Below are 20,079 nucleotides of genomic sequence, written 5' to 3'. Positions count from 1 at the left end.
AGCGGGACGGGAGGCGGCGTGCGCGAGATCGACAAGGTGGCGTGGATCCTCATCGAGGACGGCCAAGTGCTGAGCACTCGGTCGCAGGGCAAGGACGTGTGGTACCTGCCCGGCGGCAAGCGCGAGCCCGGGGAGAGCGACCTGGAGACCCTGCGCCGGGAGATCGGCGAGGAGTTGAGCGTCGAGGTGGAGGTGCGCGGGGCGACGCACCTGGGCACGTTCACCGCGCAGGCGCACGGGCACGCGGCCGGCGTCGCGGTGCGCATGATCTGCTACCAGGCCGGATATCGGGGACGGTTGCAGCCGGCCAGCGAGATCGCCGAGATGGCCTGGCTCGGGTACGCCGACCGGCACCGCACCTCCCCGGTCGACCAGCTCATCTTCGACCACCTGTTGGCCGCCGACCTGCTGCGCTGACGGTCGCTGGCCCGCTTCCGGCGCTGTTTGCCCCCGTCGGGCGCGGGTAACCGCCCGGGCGTGACCGACAGCGCGGGCGGCGACGGGTTTGGACACTTCATCGACGCGGTGTCCCGGCGCTCCGGCCTGCCGACCGGGCAGGCTGCCGCTCTCGCCCGCGCGGTGCTCACCACGATGGCGGAACGCGTCACCGGTGCCGCGCCCGACCCCGCCGGGCACCTCCCCGACCAGGTCGACGGCTACCTGTACGACTTCGCGCCGGATGCCCACCCGACCGACCCGACCCCGGCCGTCACGACCGGCGGCGACGAGTTTGACACCGGTGTGGGCCTCGACGTCGGTGGGCCGCTCACGCCGCCACCCATGGACGCCGGTCCGGTGGACTTCCTGCGCCGGGTGAGCCAGCGTGCCGGAGTCGACGCGGCCACGGCACGGTTGGGCACGGGCGCCGTCTTCGCGACCCTGCGCGAGGCGGTGACCGTACGGGAGTTCCACGAGATGGTGGCCCGACTGCCCCGCGACGGGAGCGAGCCCGATCCCGTCTGGCCGACGAGCGATTGGTGATATCCGGTGCGGATCGACGGCGTCACCTCTCGGCGTCGGGCAGCTCCTCGGGCTCGGCGACCCAGGCCGAGAAGACCGGCACCCCGTGCCAGGGCCCGGCGCTCCCGTCCGCCCTGCTGTCGGTGGCGACGGCCACCACGGCGTACGGGTGGCCGAAGCGCAGCTCGGCAGTGCGGGCGACCCCCTCCGGTGGCAGGCTGACCGTGCCGAACATCCCGGTCACCGCCGCCGCCTCGAACCCGTACCGGCCGTACCGGGCCATCGCCACCTGACCGGCCTCGAAACCCTGGACCGGTTGGCCGAGTGCCCGAGCCAGTGTGACGACCGCGGCCTCGAAGCCCAGCGTCTCGGCCGTGAGATCGTGCTCGCTCCGCGCCGACCAGCAGGGGAGTACCGCCTGATGCCGCTCCTCGCGGCCATCGCGCGCACGGGTCCGTACCCGCTCCTCGCGCAGCGTCCACAGCGGGGTCTCGCCGAGGGGCAGGTCGAACAGTGACCGCCGGCCCGCCGGTTGCGCGCCGTCGGCCGCGCCGGCGCTGAGACGGTACGCGGCGGCGAGCACATCGCCCGCCGGCACGTCCGGCGCGGCGGCCACCGAGAGGACCACCAGCCCCGCGCCCTCGCTCGCCTGGGCGCGGGCGGCGTGCACGATCACGTCACCCGCCCGTTCGGTCGCGACGATGGCGCCCCGGTGCCCGTGGCTCGGGCTGCGCAACGCCTGACGGAGGTCGCCGGCCCAGGCGCTACCGGGACCGAGTGCGCGGGCGTCGGTGACGTCGAACGGCTCGGCCCACGAGATCCGGGTGGCCAGCGCGCTGGCCAGGGCGAACACCACGTCCGGGCGGACCTTCAGGGGGAACGTCTCGATCAGGCCGTCGGTGTGCTCGCGCGCCCAGGCGTCCAACCCGGCCTGTTCGGGGAGCGCCCCGACCTCGGTCGTCGCCGGGAGCGTGGCCCGCCATCCGGCCGACTCGTCGACTCCTCGAACCGCTCGGAGCCACAACGCCGTGGCGGACGCGACCAGCGGGTGCGGCGCGTCCAGCAGCGTGCGGGCCACGTCGGCCGCGCTGGCCAGGTCGGTGCCCAGGGCCGCCGCCAGCCCCTCGCCCGTCGCGTACCGGGCCGCCGCGTCTGACGCGGTCACCGCTTCCGGCCCGCTCGCCGCGTCCGCGTCGGCCGTGTGCGGGCCGGTCGCCTGGGCGGCTTCGGTCGTCGCGGCGCTGACGGCGAGCAGCAGCCAGGCGCCGAGCGGGGAGGCGACGTGGTGCCGATCGCCGATGGTGGCGTGCAGCCGTTCGGCGTACGCGGACAGCGGGCCGTGCAGGTCGGTCGTCATGCCCCCACTCTGCCCGGCGCGACCCGGTCCGGCATCCGCACCGACCCGGTCACGACCACAGCTCGAACGGCTCGTCGATCCGCTCACCGGCGAGGAAGGGCGTGATCAGCCGGGGGAGCTGACCGGGATAGAAGCGTTCGGCGCTGGTCACCACGTCGGCCAGTGGCCACCAGCGGAAGCCGAAGTAGTCCTCCCGCTCGTAGTCGAGCCGGTCCGTCTCGTCCACGTCCGGTCCGGGAACGGCCAGTCGTACGGCGACGATCACCTCGTCCTGGACGTGGCGCAACTGGCGGTGCAGGAAGCTGGCCCGCCGTCGCCAGGTCGGCGCGCCCAGCTGGCCGGCGGTGACGATGATGCCGGTCTCCTCGCGTAGCTCCCGCACCGCGGTCTCGCGGTACGTCTCGCCCGGGTCCATGCCGCCGCCGGGCAGCTCCCACCAGGTGCCGAGCCGAGGATGGTCCGGGTCGCGGGTGTGGAACAGCAGCACCCGGTCGGAGTCGTCGATGACGACCACGCGCACCGCGCGTCGCTCGAGGATCGGCAGGTCGTCGGGCAGTTGGTCCATCGGCTCAGTCTGCCGCAGCGCTCCGGCTCCGGGGGTCCGCGCCGGGGCCGGTAGGCTGCCCGCCGTGGCTGGTCTGTTGAGGAACGTGGCGCAACGCATCTCCCGGGTGGGCGCGGCGATTCCGTCGCCCCGGCGTACCGGGCCGTCTCCGGCGCGGGTGGCCCGCCCCCGCCAGGTGAACGCGTTGCAGCGGCGCGAGCTGAGCTACGCGCCGGAGGTCGACGGCCAGGCCGACCCGGGTGAGATCGTCTGGACGTGGGTGCCGTACGAGGACGACCCCCGTCAGGGCAAGGACCGCCCGGTGCTGGTGGTGGGGCGGCACAGCCGGACGCTGTTCGGGCTGATGCTGTCCAGTCAGAGCGAGCGGGACGGGCAGCGGCACTGGTTCGCGCTCGGCCCCGGCGAGTGGGACCGGGACAAGCGGCCGAGCTGGGTCCGGCTGGACCGGGTGCTCACCATGCGCGAGGACAGCATCCGCCGCGAGGGCGCCGTGCTGGATCGGCCCCGGTTCGACCGGGTCGGGCAGGCGCTGCGCGCCGGCTACGGCTGGCGCTGACCGTACCCTCGGCGGCCGGACGGACCGTCAGGCCGGCTCGCGGCTCGGGCCGACCGCGGCGCCCTGCGCGTCCGGCGGCGGGTACGGCTGCTCGGCGAGCAACCGGGCAAGGTGGGCGCTGTTGAGCGCCAGGGCCTTGGTGGTGCGGCCGGTGGTGTCGGTCTTGGGGCCGGCGTCGCGGTAGTCCACCTTGTGCAGCGCCTCACCGACCCAGTAGGTCGCTCCGGCGGCGGCGACGGTGAAGCCCACCTCGTTGAGCGCTCCCTGGACCTCGGCGATGGTGTGGTGCGCGCCGTCCTCGTTGCCGACGACCGCGACGCCGGCCACCTTGCCGTAGGTGAGCAGTCGTCCCTCGTCGTCGGTCTCGGACAGTTCGGCGTCGAGGCGTTCGAGGACCATCTTGGTGACGCTCGCGGGTTGGCCGAGCCAGATGGGCGTGGCGATGATGAGGATCTGGGCGGCGAGGAGCTTGGCGCGGATGGCGGGCCAACCGTCGCCGTTGCCCTCGTCGGTCGACACCCCGAAGCGCACGTCGTGGTCGACCACCCGGACGACCTCGCCGTCCACGCCCTGACGGGCCAGTTCGACCAGCACCTCCCGGCCCAGTTGCTCGGAGCTGGAGGGGGCCGGCGACGGCTTGAGGGTGCAGTTGAGTACCAGGGCGCGGACGCTCACCACGAGGGCTTCCTCTCGTCGGTCGTATCGGGCTGTTCTCCTCGTACCCGTGTGTCGGGTCGAATCACGGTCTTGTTGCGGTGAAACCGTTGACAGTCGGCGGTCGAGCTGTAGATTCAACCCGACGGTTAATTAGCTAGGTGGTTGAAAGCGACATGACAGCGGACCCGGTAAGCGCCGTGTTCGGCGCGCTCGCCGACCCGACCCGCCGCGCCATCCTGGCCCGGCTCGCCACCGGTGAGGCGACGGTCAACGAACTGGCCGCGCCGTTCCCGATCAGCGTCCAGGCCATCTCCAAGCACCTGGGCGTGCTGGAGCGCGCCGGGCTGATCGTGCGGACCCGTGACGCCCAGTGGCGGCGGTGCCGCCTCGACCCGACGCCGCTGCGCACCGTCGCCGAGTGGGTCGACCAGTACCGCCGGCTCTGGGCCGAACGCTACGACGCCCTCGACGACTATCTACACGACCTGAAGGAGACCAGCCATGACCGAGACCCGTGACCTGACGGTCGACGTTTCCTCCGAGCGGGACATCACGATGGTCCGTTCGTTCGACGCCCCGCGAGACCTCGTCTTCGCCGCGCACACCCAGGCCGAGCACCTCAAGCAATGGTGGTGCCGGGGCAATCCGGCGGACGTCGAGATCGACTTCCGCGAGGGTGGCCGCTATCGCATCGTCGAGCACGCTCCGGACGGCAACGACTACGCCTTCCGGGGTGAGTTCCGGCAGATCGCCGCGCCGGAGCGGATCGTGCAGACCTTCGAGTTCGAGGGCATGCCCGGCCAGGTGGCGGTGGAGACGCTCGTCTTCACCGAGCAGGACGGCGGCACGCTGCTCACCAGCACCACTCGCTTCGACACCGCCGCCGAGCGCGACGGCATGATCGAGACCGGCATGGCGCAGGGCGCCGCCGAGTCGTACGCGGCCCTCGACCGGCATCTGTCCACCCTGCACTGACGGACCGGACCACGTTGATCAAGAGGTTCGCGTCAGAATACGAGCCGATCGTGACGCGAACCTCTTGATCGACACGGGTGGGGTGTGGGGTGCGGGGTGCGGGGGTTGTGGGGTGGGTTGAGGAGGCGTTCGGGCTTTGGTTGTCCACCATGGACCCGGTTCCGTATGGGGCTGATCCGCGGGCTCGGCTCTGGCGGGGTGGGACGGACGACCGCTCGCGGTATGCCGTCAAGGTCAGTGGTGGCGGTACGCCGGCCGGCCTGATCGTGGCCGCGCACCTGGCCGAGCGGGGCGTGCCGGGTGTCGCGGCGCCGGTCCGCACCCGTGCTGGGCGTCTGTACGCCGAGCGCGACGGGGTACGCCTCTCCGTGGTCCCGTGGGTGTCCGACCTGCGGGCGCTGGACGGCCCGATGAGCGAGGCGCACTGGCGTGCCTACGGGGAACTGCTGGCCGCCGTGCACGCGGTCCCGGTGACCAGTGAACTGGAACGGCTGCTGCCGGGCGGCGGTGACGCGTACCCCTCGGTTCTGGCCGCGACCCGGGACGTGGCCGGACGGCTTCGTGACCAGGCCGACTCGGGCGATCCGCTGGTCGCCGACCTGGCCGCGACCTGGGCGGCGGACGCCGTCCGGGTGTCCACGCTGCTCGCTGGGGTCGAACGGCTCGCCGGCCGCCGTGCGGGGCCGACAGTGGTCTGCCACGGCGATCCGCACCTGGGCAACCTGCTGCTCGGCCCGGACGGCCAGGTCTGGTTGATCGACTGGGACGACGCGGTGCTCGCCCCGCGCGAGTGTGACCTGATGTTCGTCGTGGGCGGGGTGCTCGCCTTCGCGCCGATCACCCCCGGGCAGGAGAGGGCCGTGCGCGCCGGGTACGGCGCGGTCGACATCGACGCGGCGCGGCTGGCCTGGTTCCTCGCGGTACGCGCGCTCGACGACCTCAGCGACTGGACCCGTCAGGCGTTGGACCCCTGCGGCAGCCCCGACGATCGCGCGACGGCCGCCCGGATCGTCCGTGGGCTGGTGTCGCCGGTCGGCCTGGTCACCCTCGCCGACGTGGCACTGCGTGACCTCGACGAACGGCGCTGAGCGGCCCGGAAACGCGAAACGGCAGGGAGATCCAGCTCCCTGCCACCTCTAACGTATATCGCACCCGGGGTCTTGCGGCAAGACCCCCGTCGTGCCGCAGAATCGTCACCCGAAGCCCAAACCTGGGAAAATCGGGGGAATCGTGATCGATGTCGTCATTGCCGGCGGCGGACCGACCGGTCTGATGCTCGCCAGTGAGTTGCGACTGCACGACGTACGCGTGGTCGTGCTGGAGAGGGATGCCGAGCCGACCCGCTTCGTCCGTTCACTCGGCCTGCACGCGCGCAGCATCGAGATCATGGACCAGCGCGGACTGCTGGAGCGCTTCCTCGCCCTGGGTACGCGGCATCCGCTCGGGGGCTACTTCGCGGCGATCCCCAAGCCGCCGCCGGGCGGCCTCGACAGTGCCCACGCGTACGTGCTCGGTATCCCGCAGACCACCACGGACCGCCTGTTGGAGGAGCACGCCGTGGAGGTCGGCGTCGAGGTCCGGCGCGGCTGTGCGGTCGTCGGGCTGAGCCAGGACGACGGCGGGGTGACGGTGGAACTGGCCGACGGCACGCGGCTGACGTCGCGGTTTCTCGTCGGCTGCGACGGCGGTCGGAGCACCGTCCGTCGGCTCCTCGGCGTCGACTTCCCCGGCGAACCCAGCCGGGTCGATTCGCTGTTGGGCGAGATGGAGGTGGGGGTACCCCCGCAGACGGTGGCGGACGTGGTCGCCGAGGTGCGCAGGACCCACCTCCGCTTCGGTCTCGGGCCACTCGGAGACGGCGTGTACCGGGTCCTCGTGCCCGCCGACACAGTGGCCGAGGACCGCGATGTCCCGCCGACGATCGAGGATTTCCAACAGCAACTGCGGGCGTACGCGGGCACCGACTTCGGCGTGCACTCGCCGCGCTGGCTGTCCCGCTTCGGCGACGCCACCCGGTTGGCCGAGCGGTACCGGGTCGGCCGGGTGCTGCTGGCCGGCGACGCCGCGCACATCCACCCACCGACCGGCGGGCAGGGCCTCAACCTCGGCATCCAGGACGCGGTCAACCTCGGTTGGAAACTGGCCGCCGAGGTCGCCGGCTGGGCGCCCGACGGGCTGCTGGACAGCTACCACGCCGAGCGGCACCCGGTGGCCGCCGACGTCCTCGTCAACACCCGTGCGCAGATGTTCCTGCTGTCACCGGATCCGGGGCCGCAGGCGGTACGCCACCTGTTGTCGGAGCTGATGGACTTCGAGGACGTGAACCGGTACCTGATCGAGAAGGTCACCGCGATCGGCGTCCGCTACGACTTCGGCACGGGTCACGAGCTGCTCGGGCGGCACCTGCGGGACGTCCGGCTGACCCGGGGACGTCTCTACGAACTGATGCGGGCCGGCCGCGGGCTGCTGCTCGACGCGACCGGTCGCCTCTCGGCCGCCGGGTGGGCGGACCGGGTCGACCACCTCGTCGACGTCGGTGACGGGCTCGACGTACCCGGTGTGCTGCTGCGTCCGGACGGCCACGTGGCGTGGGTCGGCGACGATCAGGGCGACCTGGTGGGCCAGCTGCGCCGGTGGTTCGGCGCGAGCGCCGCCTGATCCGCTACTCCCGGAAGAGGGCGCTGTCGACCAACTGTCGCGGCGCCCGCGGGCCGGAGAGGCTCTTCGCCTGGTACATGGCCGCGTCGGCGCGGCTGAGCGCGTCGGTGAGTTGGGCCGGACAGGTCACCGGGGCGAGCCCCACCGACGCGGTGACCCGGACGCTGCACCCGGTCAGCCGGATCGGCGCGGCGACGGTCTCGCTGAGGCGTCGGGTGGCGTGCTCGATCCAGCGTCGGTCGACGGTCGGGCTGGCGAGCAGCCCCGCGAACTCGTCGCCGCCGAGGCGGGCGACGAGGTTGTCGCCCGCGAACCCGGCCAGTCGTTCCGCGACGCTGATCAGCACCTGGTCGCCGGCGGCGTGCCCGTACCGGTCGTTGATCTGCTTGAAGTCGTCGAGGTCGAGCACGATGGCGATCAGCGGCTGGCCGTCGGCGTTGGTGAGCAGGGCGGCCGCGAGACGGTAGAAGGCGCGGCGGTTGGGCAGCCCGGTGAGCGGGTCGTGACTGGCGGCGTGGCGTTCGGCGGCCAGCTCGGCCTGGAGGTGCTCGATCTCGGCCTCGGCGCGTACGGCGCGGCGGCGCAGTTGCCAGGAGGAGAGCAGGGCACCCGCGGCACAGACGCCGGAGGCAACGCTCATCGGATCCGGCAGGAGACCTCCCATCGCCGCGACCGCCTCCCGCCTTCGGTCTGCGCGGCGCGCCTGCCGCGTCGGGGTCAGTTTTCCCTGGTCATCACCCCGCTCGGGGTAACGCAAAGTGAACGGATAAGCACCGATCACGTGCGTTATCATGCTCGCCATCCGGTGCAGATGCAATAGCAGATGCACGTGCATAACGGCCCGACCCCGATACCGCACCCTCGCCGCGTCACCGCTCCTCCCACGGGCACCGGCGGGCTCGTGAGCAGAAAGACGCCTCTCATGCAGCAGCCACCCAATGGCGTTCCGATCCCTCAGTTGCCCCATTTGACCTGGCAGAAGAGTCGCCGTAGCAACCCGAGCGGCAACTGCGTCGAACTCGCCGAACTGCCCGGAGGGGCCGGCATCGCCGTCCGCAACTCGCGTCACCCGGAAGGGCCGGCGCTGATCTACACAGTGGACGAGATTGCCGCCTTCGTGCTCGGCGCCCGCGACGGGGACTTCGACCATCTGATCAACTGACCGGCCGCGCGGGGCGGTCCCAGCGATGGGACTGAATCGCCGGTCCGGAGGAGTTCACCTCACTGTCGGTCCATGGCATGCTTACACGTCGGTCGGGCTCGGTGCCCGACCACGTGGTCGGTATCCGGAGGTCCGCACAGTGACGATGGTTCCCGCCGAGGGCGGCCCGACAACCGGGCCGACCGTGCTGCGCATGCTGCTCGGCGCCCAGCTTCGTCGGCTGCGGGAGTCCAGCGGGGTGACCCGGGAGGGCGCCGGGTGGGAGATCCGCTCCTCCGAGTCGAAGATCAGCCGGATGGAGCTGGGCCGGGTCGGCTTCAAGGAACGTGACGTCTCCGATCTGCTCACCCTCTACGGCGTCAGCGACGAGGGGGAGCGCGAGGCGCTGCTCAAGCTCGCGCGGGACGCCAACAGTCCTGGTTGGTGGCACCGTTACGGCGACGTACTGCCCAGTTGGTTCCAGTCCTACCTGGGCCTGGAGGCGGCGGCGGCACTGATCCGCAGCTACGAGGTGCAGTTCGTCCCCGGCCTGTTGCAGACCCGGGAGTACGCCCGGGCGGTCGTGTTGCTCGGGCACGGCGGCGCCGGTGTCGCCGAGATCGACCGCCGGGTGGATCTGCGGATGCAGCGTCAGCAACTGCTGCTCCGGGACAAGCCGCCGCTGCTCTGGGCCGTGGTGGACGAGGCGGCGCTGCGCCGCCCGATCGGCGGTCCCGAGGTGATGCGGGGCCAGCTCACCGCGCTCATCGAGGCGACCAAGTCGCCCACCGTCCGACTTCAGGTCATCCCCTTCGCCGCGGGTGGTCACGCGGCGGCCGGTGGCGCCTTCACCATCCTGCGCTTCGGTGACCAGGAGTTGCCCGACATCGTCTACATCGAACAGTTGACCAGCGCCCTCTACCTGGACAAGCGCGACGACCTCGACTACTACGCCGTGGCCATGGAACGGCTCTGCGTCGAGGCGGAGCCGCCGGAGCGTACGCCGGAGATCCTGGGCCGGTTGCTGGAGGAGACCTACCCGCAGTGACGGTGCCCTGAGGCGCGCGCGGGTTCGTTCGCATTGACCGCTGCCGACGTGTCGGGCTAGTCTCTGTATCGATCCAGTCTGAATCGATACAGAGGGGCGTCGAGTGAAGCCGACACTGCAAGCCGTGGCGGACGCCGTCGGTGTCTCCCGCAGCACCGTGTCCAATGCCTACAGTCGCCCCGACCAGCTCTCCTCGGCCCTGCGCGAGCGGATCCTCGCCGCCGCGCGCCAGCTCGGCTACCCGGGACCCAACCCGACCGCCCGCTCCCTGCGCCGCGGCTTCGTCGGCTCGATCGGCGTGCTGTTCACGTCGCAGCTGTCGTACGCCTTCACCGATCCCTTCGCCGTCCGCTTCCTCGCCGGAGTGGGCGCCGCGACCGAGCGACACGGCACCAGCATGCTGCTCGTGCCCCTGCCGCGGGCGCAGACCGACGCCCGGCGAGCCGTGGAGAACGCCGCCGTGGACGGCTTCTGCGTGTACTGCGTGGCCGACGAGGAGTGGGCGCTGGACGTCATCCGGGCGCGCGGCCTGCCGTACGTCAGCACGGCCGTACCCGAGGACGCCGCCGCCGACAAGCGGTTCGTCGGCATCGACGAGCGGGCCGCCGCGCGCAGCGTCGCCGCGCACGTGGCCGGTCTCGGCCACCGGCGGGTCGCCCTGCTCGTGGACTCCGTCCTGCCCGACGCGCCCGCCGGTCCGGTGACCCTGGCCGGGTTCGAGCACGCCCGGCACCCGACGACCCGTGGCCGGCTCGCCGGATTCGCCGACGCGTTCGCCGAGGTCGGCGTCGCCTGGTCGGAGCTGACACTGCTCAACGCCCCCGGCAACAGCGGCCACGCCGCGTCGGCCGCCGTCGCCGGGCTGTTCGACCGGCCAGAGCCGCCCACCGCCGTGCTGGCCGGCTCCGACGTGCTCGCCCTCGGCGTGCTCGACGCCCTGGCCCGGCGACCGAACGGCACCCACCCGCCGGTCTCGGTGACCGGGTTCGACGACGTGCCCGAGGCGGCGGCCGCCGGCCTCACCACCGTTCGGCAGCCGGCGCAGGAGAAGGGCCGGATCGCCGCCGAACTGCTGCTCGACCCGCCCACGGACGCTGCCGCAGGTCACGTGCTGCTTCCCACCGAACTTGTCGTCCGGGCCTCCACCGGACCTCACGTCAGGAGTTGACCATGGAATTTACGACCGGATACGTCACTGCCCTGGACGCGATGAACCGCCACGTCTCCTCGGCCCGAGCGGACGCCCCGGTCGTCGTCGAGCGCGCCCGCCGGCCGCTGCTCGCCCCGACCCGGCAGCTGACCGCCGTCGCCCTGCGTCGGCTCGCCGACCGGATCCAGCCCCGACCGGTGCCCCGCTGCTCCTGAACACCCCGCCCATTCCGGCACTCCGAGGACGAACGGTGCCGGTCCGGACACGTAGGGTGGTCGATCGGGCACTCGCCGGGCAGACTGGTCTGGCCATGTCACCCTTCACGCCCACCCTCCGCCTCCACGACCGCTACGTGCTGCACGAGCGGATCGGTCTCGGCGGCATGTCCGAGGTGTGGCGGGCCGACGACGACGTGCTCGGCCGGCCGGTGGCGATCAAGGTACTCGCCGGCCAGCTCGCCGCCGACCCGCACCTGCGGGCCACCATCCAGCGCGAGGCACGCGCGGCCGCCCGGTTGACCCACCCGCACGTCACCCAGGTGTACGACTACGCCGAGGCGACCCTGGCCGACGGTGTCGTCGTCCCGTACCTCGTGATGGAGCTGGTCGAGGGCCACAACCTCGCCGACCGGCTGCGCTCCGGCCCGCTGCCCTGGCCCGAGGCGGTCCGGGTGGCCGGGCACATCGCCGCCGCGCTGGCCGCCGCGCACCGCATCGGGGTGGTGCACCGCGACGTGAAGCCGGGCAACGTCATGCTCACCGACACCGGGGCCAAGGTGCTCGACTTCGGCATCGCCGCCCTCGGTGGGCTCGACAGCCAGTCCGGCGAGCCGGTGATGGGAACACCCGCGTACTTCGCCCCGGAACGCCTCGCCGCCGGCCCACCCGACCCGGCCAGCGACGTGTACGCCCTCGGTGCGCTGCTCTACCGCATGCTCACCGGCGAGGCTCCGCTGCCCGTGCAGACCTGGGAGGACGCGATCGAGGTGCACCGGCGGGGCACGCCGGTGCCGCCGCTGCGGGTGCCCGGCCTACCCGCCGACATCGCCGAGCTGACCCGCGCCTGCCTCGCCGCCGACCCGGCCCGTCGGCCCAGCGCCGCACAGCTCGCCCGCCGGTTCGGCGCCGGCCAGCCGGTCGAGCCCCCCACCGAGCTGCTCCGGATCGTCCCGGCCGCCCACCCGCCCACCCTGATCGACCGCTCAGCCGTGATCGACCGCTCCGCCGCCCGGCCCGCGCCGGTCGTGTCCGCGCCGGTTCGACGCCGTCCGCGCCGGCCCCTGGCGCTCGCCGTCGCGGCCGGTCTCGCCGTGCTGGTCGGCGTCGGCGCGTTGCTCACCCAGGGTCTCGGCGCACCCGACACGTCCGGCCCCGGGCCGGTGGCCGCCCCGTCGTCGCCCTCCACCACGGCGCCCCCGCCCCGGACGCAGTCGCAGTCGCCGAAGCCGGCGACGTCGACCTCCCTGTCGCCCCGCCCCAGCAGCGCCGTGCCGTCGGCCGTCGGGCAGCAGGTGCCGGTCAGCTTCCGCCAGGTCAGCGACGAGTTCGACCAGGTGCTCGCAGCGGCGGTGGCCCGTGGCGACGTGGACCGCAGAACCGCCGAGGAGCTGCGCGACGACCTCGCCGACGTGAACCGACGGACCCGGGACCGCGAGCGGCGCATCGCCGACCTGCGGGACACCATCGGCGAGCTGGTGGACCGTGGCCGGCTGCCCCGGCAGACCGCCGTCCAGCTCGACGCGTTGCTGGCCCAGACACGTGAGCTACCCACCGATCGCGCCAACGACTGAGTAGTCTCACCGGCATGACGACGACGCAGACACACCGCCTCGCCGTACCCGGCGCTGACCTGGTCTACGACGTCCGAGGTCCACTGCCTCCGACCGGCGTGCGTCGCGCGTTGCTTCTGATCGGCCAGCCGATGACGGCGGAGGGTTTCGACGCGCTCGCCCCGCACCTCACGGACCGGACCGTCATCACGTACGACCCGCGCGGTCTCGGCCGCAGCACCCGGAGCGACGGTCGGTCCGACCAGACGCCACAGCAGCAGGCGGCCGATCTGCACCTGCTCGTCGAGGCCCTCGGCGCCGGGCTGGTGGACGTATTCGCCAGCAGCGGCGGCGCGGTGACCGCGCTCGAACTCGTCGCGACCCACCCCGGCGACGTCGGCACGCTGGTGGCGCACGAGCCGCCGATCAACGCGGTGCTTCCGGATGGCGCCGCAGCCGAGCGCGCTCGGAACGCGTTCTACGAGGCGTACCAGGCCAAGGGATTCGGCGCCGGCATGGCCGCCTTCGTCGCGATGACGTCGTGGCAGGGCGAGTTCACCGACGCCTACTTCGCCCAGCCCGCGCCCGACCCGGCGATGTTCGGCCTGCCGACCGAGGACGACGGCAGCCGAGACGATCCGTTGCTGTCCAACAGCTCATGGGCGATCACCGACTACCGCCCCGACGCGAACGTCCTCACGGCGGCGTCGACTCGGATCGTGGTCGCGGTCGGCGCGGAGTCGGCCGGTACCTACACCGCACGCACGGCCCTCGGCACGGCGGCGCTGCTCGGCCAGGAGGCCGTGGTGTTCCCGAGTCACCATGGCGGCTTCCTCGGCGGCGAGCACGGATACGCGGGCAAGCCGCAGGAGTTCGCCGCGCGGCTGCGCGAGGTCCTGGACGCCGACTGACGCCGTCGTCGATCCGGACGGCTGATCCATCCGCCGGCGTCGCTGGCATGATGGGCCGATGCGAACACGGCTGATCTTCGTGCGTCACGGTGAGTCGGTCCACCAGGTCGACGGGATCGTGGGCGGACCGCACGGTTGCCGAGGGTTGACGTCGCTCGGCCACGACCAGGCCCACCGGCTGGCCCAGCGGCTCGTCGACGACTACGCCGTCGAGGGGTCGGTAGCGGTGTACTCGTCGGTGCTGCGTCGCGCCGTCGAAACCGCGCAGCCCATCGCCGCGGCGCTCGGCGTCCGGCCGCTGGCCGACTGCGGCCTCTGCACCTGGCACACCCCGCCGTACGCCGACGGGCTGCCGGTCACCCGCTTCCGCACCGAGCACGCGGTGGCCGGTGGGGGAGTGTTCCGCCCGTTCGAGGACGGCAACGAGAGCTGGGCCGAGTTGGTCGTCCGTGTCAGCCGCGCCGTCATGGAGATCGCGCACCGGCACCGGGGCGGCACCGTGGTCCTGGTCGGCCACAGCGAGACCGTGGAGGGCGCCTTCCACGCGCTCGCCGCGCAGCCGATCTTCCGGGCGTTCGACCTGGAGGTGCCCCCGGCGTCGATCAGCGAGTGGGTCACCGACCACGACACCGGCGGCTGGCCGCCGGCCCGCTGGACCCTGCGCCGCTTCGGGGACACCGTCCAGGGTCGGCTGGCGCTCTGATCCGTCGACGCCCGCCGGGCCGGGGCGTCAGTCGCGCAGGATCTGCTCGCGCAGGATCTCCGCGTGCCCGCAGTGCTGCGCCAGCTCCCGCAGGACGTGCAGGTACATCCAACGCAGTGGCAGCGGGCCGCGCCGGTTGCCGTGCAGCACGTCGTCCAGACCCAGCGACGCCGTCGCGCGGCGCGACGCCTCGCACGCTTCGCGGTGGGCCTGCTGGATGCTGGCGATGGTGTCGCCGTCGTCGAGGATGAACGACTCGTCCGGCGTCGCCGGGATGCCGATCTCGGCGCGCGACCGGCACGTGATCGCCTCGTCGAACCAGACCTTCTCCACGAAGGCCGCGTGCTTCACCAGACCCAGCAGTGTCGTCCGCGACGGCACCAGCGAGCGTCGTGCCTGCTCCTCGGTCAGCCCGTCCAGGGATTCGTTGAGCGCGCGGCGGTGCTCGTCGATGAAGGCCTCGATCTGCGTCTGGGCTGGCTGGTCGACGACGTCGTCGGCGAAGGTGGGCGGGAAAACGGTCATGGACCGAAGCATGTCAAGGGCGTCGCCCGGGATCAACCACGGCACGGCTCACCCGCCGAACGAGACGAGTGCGCCGCGTTCGTCGAAGACCGCCGTACCCGCCCAGGCGATCTCCCACCGGTTGCCCTCCGGGTCGGCGATGTACGCCGAGCGGCCACCCCACGAACGGTCGGTCGGCCCCGCCACGACCGACGCCCCCACCGCGACAGCCGCCTCGAAGGCCGCGTCGACCTCCGCGCGGTCGTCGACGTTGCAGGCCAGCGTCACGCCGGACCAGCCACCGGCCGGATCGGCGACACCCGGCGCCGCCTCGGCCGCCAGCTCGGGCAGCGGGTAGAGGGCGAGCAGAACGCCTCCGAGGAGGAAGGCCGACCAGCCGTCGTCGCTGGCGGGCAGGTCCGGCCAGCCCAGGGACCGGTAGAAGGATCGCAGTCGGCCCAGGTCGCGGGCGCCCAGGGTGACCACGGACAGTCGAGCAGGGATCGCGCTCATCGTCCGATCCTGCCGCACCCGTACGACAGGAAACGCCGGCGGCCTCAGTGGATCGAGGTCGCCGCCCACTCGCCCGGTGTCGTGCCGACCCGGGCGGCCACGTCACCGTTCGGTGTCCAGATGGCCGAGCGGCCGGCCGCCTCGCGGTAACCGCCGCCGGTCGACCCGGCGAAGCTCGCCATCGCCACCCAGACCCGGTGCGTCGCGACGATCCGCTGCGCCCGCTCGTCCGGCACTGCGGCGTCCCGGGCCGACTCCAGCACCCCCGCCACGTACACGTCGATCCCCAGGGCCGCCATCGCCCGCGCGTGCGCGGCGACACCGGTGTCCTTACAGACCGCCAGCCCGATCCGCCATCCGTCGACGTCGAGCACGCCCGGTGCGTCGCCCGGCCGGAACCGCTGCGGCTCCACGCCGCCCAGCCACATCTTCCGGTACGCCACCGTCACCCCGTCACCGGTCACCGCCAGCACTCCGATGTGGTCACCGGTCACCGGCGCGCCGGCCAGCGCCACCGTGCCCACCTCGGCGCACGCGTCGACAAGTGGCGTCAACCGCCGGTCGTCGAGCGGCACGATCGGCCCCTGCAACTCGTACCCCGTCAGGGACAGCTCCGGGAAGACCACCACCCGGGCGCGCGCCGCGCGGACCGCGTCGGCGTGCGCCCGCGCGTTCTCCGCGACGTCCAGGGGTACGCACGGCGGCTGCGCCACCGCGAGCCGCAGCGGGGTGCGGTTTTCCGCACCTTGACCGGTGGGGGCGACCCGCGGCGTCGGATGGTCCGCCTCATGGTCGATTCTCAGGATCGGTTCGTAGCGTGGGGACATGATTCGAACGTCGCACGCCGTCCTCGCCACCGGAACCCCCGCCGCCGCGGCCGAACCGCCGCAGGGCGGGATCGTCGGGTACGTCAGCGATCTGGTGGAACGGCTCGGCGGGCCGGGGGCCGGTCTGGCGGTGGCGTTGGAGAACCTGTTTCCGCCGATCCCGAGCGAGGTCATCCTGCCGTTGGCCGGCTTCGTGGCCGCGCAGGGTCGGATCAGCCTGGTCGGCGCGATCTTCTGGACCACCCTGGGTTCGGTGGTCGGCGCGCTGGCGCTCTATCTGATCGGCGCCTCCCTTGGCCGCGACCGGATGCGTGCCATCGTGGCCCGACTGCCGCTGGTGAAGCTCAGCGACGTCGACCGGACCGAGGCGTGGTTCCTGCGGCACGGGGTGAAGGCGGTGTTCTTCGGCCGGATGATCCCGATCTTCCGAAGCCTGATCTCCATCCCGGCCGGGGTGGAGCGGATGCCGGTGCGGACCTTCCTGCTCTACACCACGCTGGGCAGCCTGATCTGGAACAGCGCCTTCGTGCTCGCCGGCTACCTGCTCGGTGACAACTGGCACCTCGTCGAGGGCTACGTCGGCACGCTCCAGAATGTGGTGATCGTCGCGTGCGTCGCGGCCGTCGCCTGGTTCGTCGGCTCGCGGGTGCTGAAGGCCCGCCGCGCCGCCGGAAGCCCCGAATCGGACCCGGATCTCTTTCGCCGCGGTGCGCCCCCGGCGGGAACGCCGGATCCCGACGGGCGGGGCACCCTCTACCGGGGCGCCTCCTGGGCCTCGGACGAGCGCTAGCCCTTCGCCTGCCATGCGACGCCCCTCGTGTGGCGGACCCGATCTCGCGCGGCACCTGCGGTCGACCCGGCAGCTCTCCGATGCCAGGGGGCGGCGACCACTGCTGCGGCGTTGATGCCTGTGAGTCATCTTGATGACTCACAGGCATCACAGCTACAACGGCCGTCCCCCGCCGTAGCCGCCCGACGCACAGCGGAACAGCCGCGCCGTATCGTCCGTTTCCGGGCGGAACGTCGCACGATGGCAGCGCCGGGTGGTGCGTCTCGGGCATGATGTCCGGTTTCGGGCGGCGACAGGGTGTGACCGGGTGCATCCCCGGGCCGGAATCGTGGCCGGCCCGGGGTCGTTACACACCCTGACGATCGCAGGACCACGGCCACCCCGCCAGGGGAATGGTCGGCCGGACCCGGTCGTTGCAGACCCCCGGAACGAAGACCTCTCCCCGTTTGTGCAGCGCCGGACGAGGTGCGCACATCCGCGTCGCCGTTCCCTGTGGTGAGGCGGGTGTTTCCTACCCCCGAAGGAGCTACCCCCATGAACACGATCTTCCGTAAGAGCATGCTGTCCGTTGCCGGTCTCGCGTTCGCCGGTGGTGTCTTCGCCGGCCCGATCGCCCATGTCGCCGCCCCGAGCACCGACGCCCGGCCGGTCGCCGTGGTGCAGGCCGACAAGCCCGACCCGAGCAAGCTGATCCCGCACGGCACCCAGGGCGACCAGTCGCACATCGACCTGAACGACGAGCAGACCGCCAACGCCAAGGCCATCATCGCGGCCACGAAGAAGGCGGGTCTGCCCGAGCGGGCCGCGGTCATCTCGATCGCGACGAGCTTGCAGGAGTCGAAGCTGGAGAACCTGGGCCACCTCGGCGACGCCAACGACCACGACTCGCTGGGCTTGTTCCAGCAGCGCCCGTCGAGCGGTTGGGGTACGCCGGAGCAGATCACCGACCCGGAGTACTCCACGACGGCGTTCCTCAAGGGCCTGCGCCAGGTTGACGGCTGGCAGGACATGCCGCTGACCGAGGCCGCGCAGACCGTGCAGGTCTCGGCCTACCCGGACGCGTACGCCCAGTGGGAGCAGCAGGCCGCCGACCTGGTCGGCCAGTACTGGAACAGCTGACCCACCGCACGACCCGACCGATGGCCGGCGCCCCCGGGGGCGCCGGCCATCGGCGCGCTTCTGTGCCCGCCGGGCACGATGACCCGCCCTCGGTCGCGGCACAATGTGCCGATGGATGCCGCGCAGACCTGGCCGCAGGAGCCCGGTGTGCTCGTACTGCCCAGCGGGGCGCGGGTACGAGGACGCCGCATCGCCGCGACCGCCTCGCCGGCCGACTTCGCGCTGTTGCTGGCGCCCGGTCCGGAACCGACCTGGCCACACCGGCGGATCCGCTGGCCCGACTTCTGGGTACCGGTCGACCGTGCGGACGCGCTCGACGCGCTGCGCGAGGCGCTGCGGAGGGCACGCGACGGCGAACGCGTCGAGGTGGCCTGCCGGGGCGGGATCGGCCGCACCGGCACGGCGCTGGCCGCGCTGGCGATCCTCGACGGACTACCGGCCGAGCGGGCGGTGCCCTGGGTCCGGGCCGGCTACCACCCGAAGGCGGTCGAGACACCCTGGCAGCGGCGGTGGCTACGCACCATCGCCTGAGCACCGCACCGCCGACCCGCCAACCGCCCCCGCCGGGCGATCTTGTTGACTAGGGTCGGGCACATGAGAGCTGCTGCGCTGCTGGCGGTCACGGCGTCCGCCGTCCTGCTCGCTCCCGCGCCGGCTGTCGGCACGGCGGCTGCGGCCACCCGTACCGCTGCCGCCCCGCCGGCCGTGCGGTGTCCGCGGGCGTCGGCGCCGACGGTGTCCCGGCCGCCGCGCCCGTCGCCCCCGCCCGCCGTTCCCGAGGCTCGGGTGGTCGGCGGCGTCGCACTGGCGACCAGCGGCTTGGTCGTGCCGCCCGGCGTGGACGCGCCGCCAGCGATCACCGCCACGTCGTGGCTGGTCGCGGACCTCGACTCCGGCCGGGTGCTCGGCGGCTGCGGCCCGCACGAGTACGGCACACCGGCCAGCGTCCAGAAGCTGTTGCTGGCGGCCACGATGATGCCCCGACTCGACCCCGCCCAGACGGTGACCGTCACCGCGGCGGACATGAACATCGAGCCCGGCTCGTCCGCCGTCGGTCTGGTCGAGGGTGGCCGCTACACGATCGAGACGATCTGGCTGGGGCTGCTGCTGAACTCCGGCAACGAGGCGGCGAACGCGCTGGCCCGCCTCGGCGGAGGCCCGGACGGAGCGGCCGGGGGAGTGCGCGCCATGAACGAGCAGGCGCACCACCTCGGCGCGCTCCAGACACACGCCGTCACCCCGTCCGGTCTGGATGGCAAGGGCCAGTTCACCAGCGCGTACGACCTGGCGCTGATCGCCCGGGCCTGCTTCGCGCAGCCGACGTTCCGCCGGTACGCGCTCACCGACCTGGCGACGATCCCCGCGCAGCCGGCACAGCGGACGAAGGGCTTCCAGATCCAGAACGAGAACCAGCTCATCTACCGGTACCCGGGCGCGTTGGGCGGCAAGACGGGCTTCACCGACCTGGCGCGGCACACGTACGTCGGCGCGGCGCAACGCGACGGTCGCCGACTGGTGGTGACGTTGCTGGGTGCCGAGCCGACGCCGAAGCGGGGCTGGGAGCAGGGCGCGGCCCTGTTGGACTGGGGTTTCTCGCTGCCCCGCGACGCCGGTGTCGGTCGCCTGGTCGAGCCGGGAGAGCTGACCGCCACACCGTCGGCCACCCCGTCCGTGCTGGCCGCGCCCGGTCCGCCCCGCCCGGCGGCGGCCAGCGGTCCGGCGCACACCGGTTCCGGCTGGCTCTGGTCGGTCTCCGCGCTCAGTGGCGCGGGGGTGCTGGTGCTGCTCGGCGGGCTGCTGTGGCACCGTCGCCGCCGGCTGTCCTGAACGGCCGGCAACCGGCCGCAGCGATCGACAACCGGCCGCGGCATCCATAG

General features: G+C 72.7%; 25 protein-coding genes. 18 read left to right on the top strand and 7 right to left on the bottom strand.

The genetic code is table 11. The annotated features are described in order from the left end of the window. Positions 1–18: 18 nt before the first annotated feature. Together ABZ272_RS12415 and ABZ272_RS12410 are read left to right on the top strand one after the other, a co-directional pair. A complete protein-coding gene (locus ABZ272_RS12415; protein ID WP_355050013.1) occupies positions 19–417 on the top strand; it encodes an NUDIX domain-containing protein in 399 nt (132 codons plus the stop codon). A gap of 60 nt (positions 418–477) precedes the next feature. Continuing rightward, positions 478–981: a DUF2267 domain-containing protein gene (locus ABZ272_RS12410; protein WP_355050012.1), complete on the top strand. Its 504-nt coding sequence runs from the start codon at positions 478–480 to the stop codon at positions 979–981. Between the two features lie 22 nt (positions 982–1,003). Here the strand turns inward: ABZ272_RS12410 and ABZ272_RS12405 are convergent, their stop codons facing one another. Together ABZ272_RS12405 and ABZ272_RS12400 are read right to left on the bottom strand one after the other, a co-directional pair. Next, a complete protein-coding gene (locus tag ABZ272_RS12405; protein ID WP_355050011.1) occupies positions 1,004–2,317 on the bottom strand; it encodes a hypothetical protein in 1,314 nt (437 codons plus the stop codon). A gap of 49 nt (positions 2,318–2,366) precedes the next feature. Beyond that, the gene (locus ABZ272_RS12400) at positions 2,367–2,882 is read right to left on the bottom strand and encodes an NUDIX domain-containing protein (RefSeq protein WP_355050010.1); all 516 of its coding nucleotides are present in this window, start codon (positions 2,880–2,882) and stop codon (positions 2,367–2,369) included. Between the two features lie 64 nt (positions 2,883–2,946). On the opposite strand from ABZ272_RS12400, the gene ABZ272_RS12395 reads away from it, so the two are divergent. Beyond that, the gene (locus ABZ272_RS12395; protein WP_355050009.1) at positions 2,947–3,438 is read left to right on the top strand and encodes a type II toxin-antitoxin system PemK/MazF family toxin; all 492 of its coding nucleotides are present in this window, start codon (positions 2,947–2,949) and stop codon (positions 3,436–3,438) included. Between the two features lie 27 nt (positions 3,439–3,465). On the opposite strand, the gene ABZ272_RS12390 is transcribed toward ABZ272_RS12395, so the two are convergent. Continuing rightward, entirely contained in the window at positions 3,466–4,116 is a 651-nt protein-coding gene (locus tag ABZ272_RS12390; protein ID WP_355050008.1) for an NAD(P)H-dependent oxidoreductase, read from the bottom strand. A 152-nt stretch (positions 4,117–4,268) separates the two neighbouring features. Between ABZ272_RS12390 and ABZ272_RS12385 the strand changes: the two genes are divergently transcribed. From ABZ272_RS12385 to rox, 4 genes are all read left to right on the top strand, one after another. Then, positions 4,269–4,613, top strand: coding sequence for a metalloregulator ArsR/SmtB family transcription factor (locus ABZ272_RS12385; protein WP_355050007.1), 345 nt, complete (start codon positions 4,269–4,271; stop codon positions 4,611–4,613). Further along, complete coding sequence (locus tag ABZ272_RS12380; protein ID WP_355050006.1) at positions 4,597–5,070, top strand: SRPBCC family protein; 474 nt, start codon at positions 4,597–4,599, stop codon at positions 5,068–5,070. The genes ABZ272_RS12385 and ABZ272_RS12380 overlap by 17 nt, the downstream gene beginning before the upstream one ends. Positions 5,071–5,219: 149 nt before the next feature. Next, positions 5,220–6,158, top strand: a complete 939-nt coding sequence (locus tag ABZ272_RS12375; protein ID WP_355050005.1) for a phosphotransferase — start codon at positions 5,220–5,222, stop codon at positions 6,156–6,158. 142 nt (positions 6,159–6,300) lie between these two features. Next, a complete protein-coding gene (rox, locus tag ABZ272_RS12370; RefSeq protein WP_355050004.1) occupies positions 6,301–7,728 on the top strand; it encodes a rifampin monooxygenase in 1,428 nt (475 codons plus the stop codon). A 4-nt stretch (positions 7,729–7,732) separates the two neighbouring features. Here the strand turns inward: rox and ABZ272_RS12365 are convergent, their stop codons facing one another. Continuing rightward, a complete protein-coding gene (locus tag ABZ272_RS12365) occupies positions 7,733–8,380 on the bottom strand; it encodes a GGDEF domain-containing protein (protein WP_355050214.1) in 648 nt (215 codons plus the stop codon). 270 nt (positions 8,381–8,650) lie between these two features. On the opposite strand from ABZ272_RS12365, the gene ABZ272_RS12360 reads away from it, so the two are divergent. The 7 genes from ABZ272_RS12360 (at position 8,651) to ABZ272_RS12330 (ending at position 14,449) form a co-directional block, all read left to right on the top strand. After that, positions 8,651–8,890: a DUF397 domain-containing protein gene (locus tag ABZ272_RS12360; RefSeq protein ID WP_355050003.1), complete on the top strand. Its 240-nt coding sequence runs from the start codon at positions 8,651–8,653 to the stop codon at positions 8,888–8,890. Between the two features lie 139 nt (positions 8,891–9,029). Further along, entirely contained in the window at positions 9,030–9,917 is an 888-nt protein-coding gene (locus ABZ272_RS12355) for a helix-turn-helix transcriptional regulator (RefSeq protein WP_355050002.1), read from the top strand. Positions 9,918–10,041: 124 nt separating this feature from the next. After that, positions 10,042–11,085: a LacI family DNA-binding transcriptional regulator gene (locus ABZ272_RS12350; RefSeq protein ID WP_355050001.1), complete on the top strand. Its 1,044-nt coding sequence runs from the start codon at positions 10,042–10,044 to the stop codon at positions 11,083–11,085. A 2-nt stretch (positions 11,086–11,087) separates the two neighbouring features. Further along, complete coding sequence (locus ABZ272_RS12345; protein ID WP_355050000.1) at positions 11,088–11,282, top strand: hypothetical protein; 195 nt, start codon at positions 11,088–11,090, stop codon at positions 11,280–11,282. Positions 11,283–11,377: 95 nt separating this feature from the next. Further along, positions 11,378–12,856 (top strand): protein kinase, encoded by a 1,479-nt coding sequence (locus ABZ272_RS12340; RefSeq protein ID WP_355049999.1) that lies wholly within the window; start codon positions 11,378–11,380, stop codon positions 12,854–12,856. Positions 12,857–12,870: 14 nt separating this feature from the next. Then, on the top strand, positions 12,871–13,746 hold the full coding sequence (locus ABZ272_RS12335) for an alpha/beta hydrolase (RefSeq protein WP_355049998.1): 876 nt from the start codon (positions 12,871–12,873) through the stop codon (positions 13,744–13,746). Positions 13,747–13,804: 58 nt separating this feature from the next. Then, positions 13,805–14,449, top strand: coding sequence for a histidine phosphatase family protein (locus ABZ272_RS12330; RefSeq protein WP_355049997.1), 645 nt, complete (start codon positions 13,805–13,807; stop codon positions 14,447–14,449). Between the two features lie 27 nt (positions 14,450–14,476). Here the strand turns inward: ABZ272_RS12330 and ABZ272_RS12325 are convergent, their stop codons facing one another. From ABZ272_RS12325 to ABZ272_RS12315, 3 genes are read right to left on the bottom strand one after another with little or no spacing between them, the layout of a single operon-like run. Then, positions 14,477–14,974 (bottom strand): DinB family protein, encoded by a 498-nt coding sequence (locus ABZ272_RS12325; RefSeq protein WP_355049996.1) that lies wholly within the window; start codon positions 14,972–14,974, stop codon positions 14,477–14,479. Positions 14,975–15,022: 48 nt separating this feature from the next. Then, complete coding sequence (locus ABZ272_RS12320; protein ID WP_355049995.1) at positions 15,023–15,466, bottom strand: VOC family protein; 444 nt, start codon at positions 15,464–15,466, stop codon at positions 15,023–15,025. Positions 15,467–15,510: 44 nt separating this feature from the next. Continuing rightward, on the bottom strand, positions 15,511–16,191 hold the full coding sequence (locus ABZ272_RS12315; RefSeq protein ID WP_355050213.1) for a carbon-nitrogen hydrolase family protein: 681 nt from the start codon (positions 16,189–16,191) through the stop codon (positions 15,511–15,513). Between the two features lie 100 nt (positions 16,192–16,291). On the opposite strand from ABZ272_RS12315, the gene ABZ272_RS12310 reads away from it, so the two are divergent. The 4 genes from ABZ272_RS12310 (at position 16,292) to ABZ272_RS12295 (ending at position 20,029) form a co-directional block, all read left to right on the top strand. Continuing rightward, positions 16,292–17,083 carry a DedA family protein gene (locus ABZ272_RS12310; RefSeq protein WP_355049994.1) on the top strand — a complete coding sequence of 264 codons (792 nt, stop codon included), beginning with the start codon at positions 16,292–16,294 and terminating at the stop codon, positions 17,081–17,083. A gap of 534 nt (positions 17,084–17,617) precedes the next feature. Continuing rightward, positions 17,618–18,202, top strand: a complete 585-nt coding sequence (locus tag ABZ272_RS12305; protein ID WP_355049993.1) for a hypothetical protein — start codon at positions 17,618–17,620, stop codon at positions 18,200–18,202. A gap of 111 nt (positions 18,203–18,313) precedes the next feature. Continuing rightward, entirely contained in the window at positions 18,314–18,733 is a 420-nt protein-coding gene (locus tag ABZ272_RS12300) for a protein-tyrosine phosphatase family protein (protein WP_355049992.1), read from the top strand. 63 nt (positions 18,734–18,796) lie between these two features. Further along, positions 18,797–20,029, top strand: a complete 1,233-nt coding sequence (locus ABZ272_RS12295; protein ID WP_355049991.1) for a D-alanyl-D-alanine carboxypeptidase — start codon at positions 18,797–18,799, stop codon at positions 20,027–20,029. Positions 20,030–20,079: the final 50 nt, after the last annotated feature.

The sequence above is a fragment of the Micromonospora sp. NPDC005979 genome (assembly GCF_040614415.1).
Taxonomy (GTDB): Bacteria; Actinomycetota; Actinomycetes; order Mycobacteriales; family Micromonosporaceae; genus Micromonospora.
Note: the sequence above shows the minus strand (reverse complement) of the source record. Positions and strands in the feature narration are given on the sequence as shown.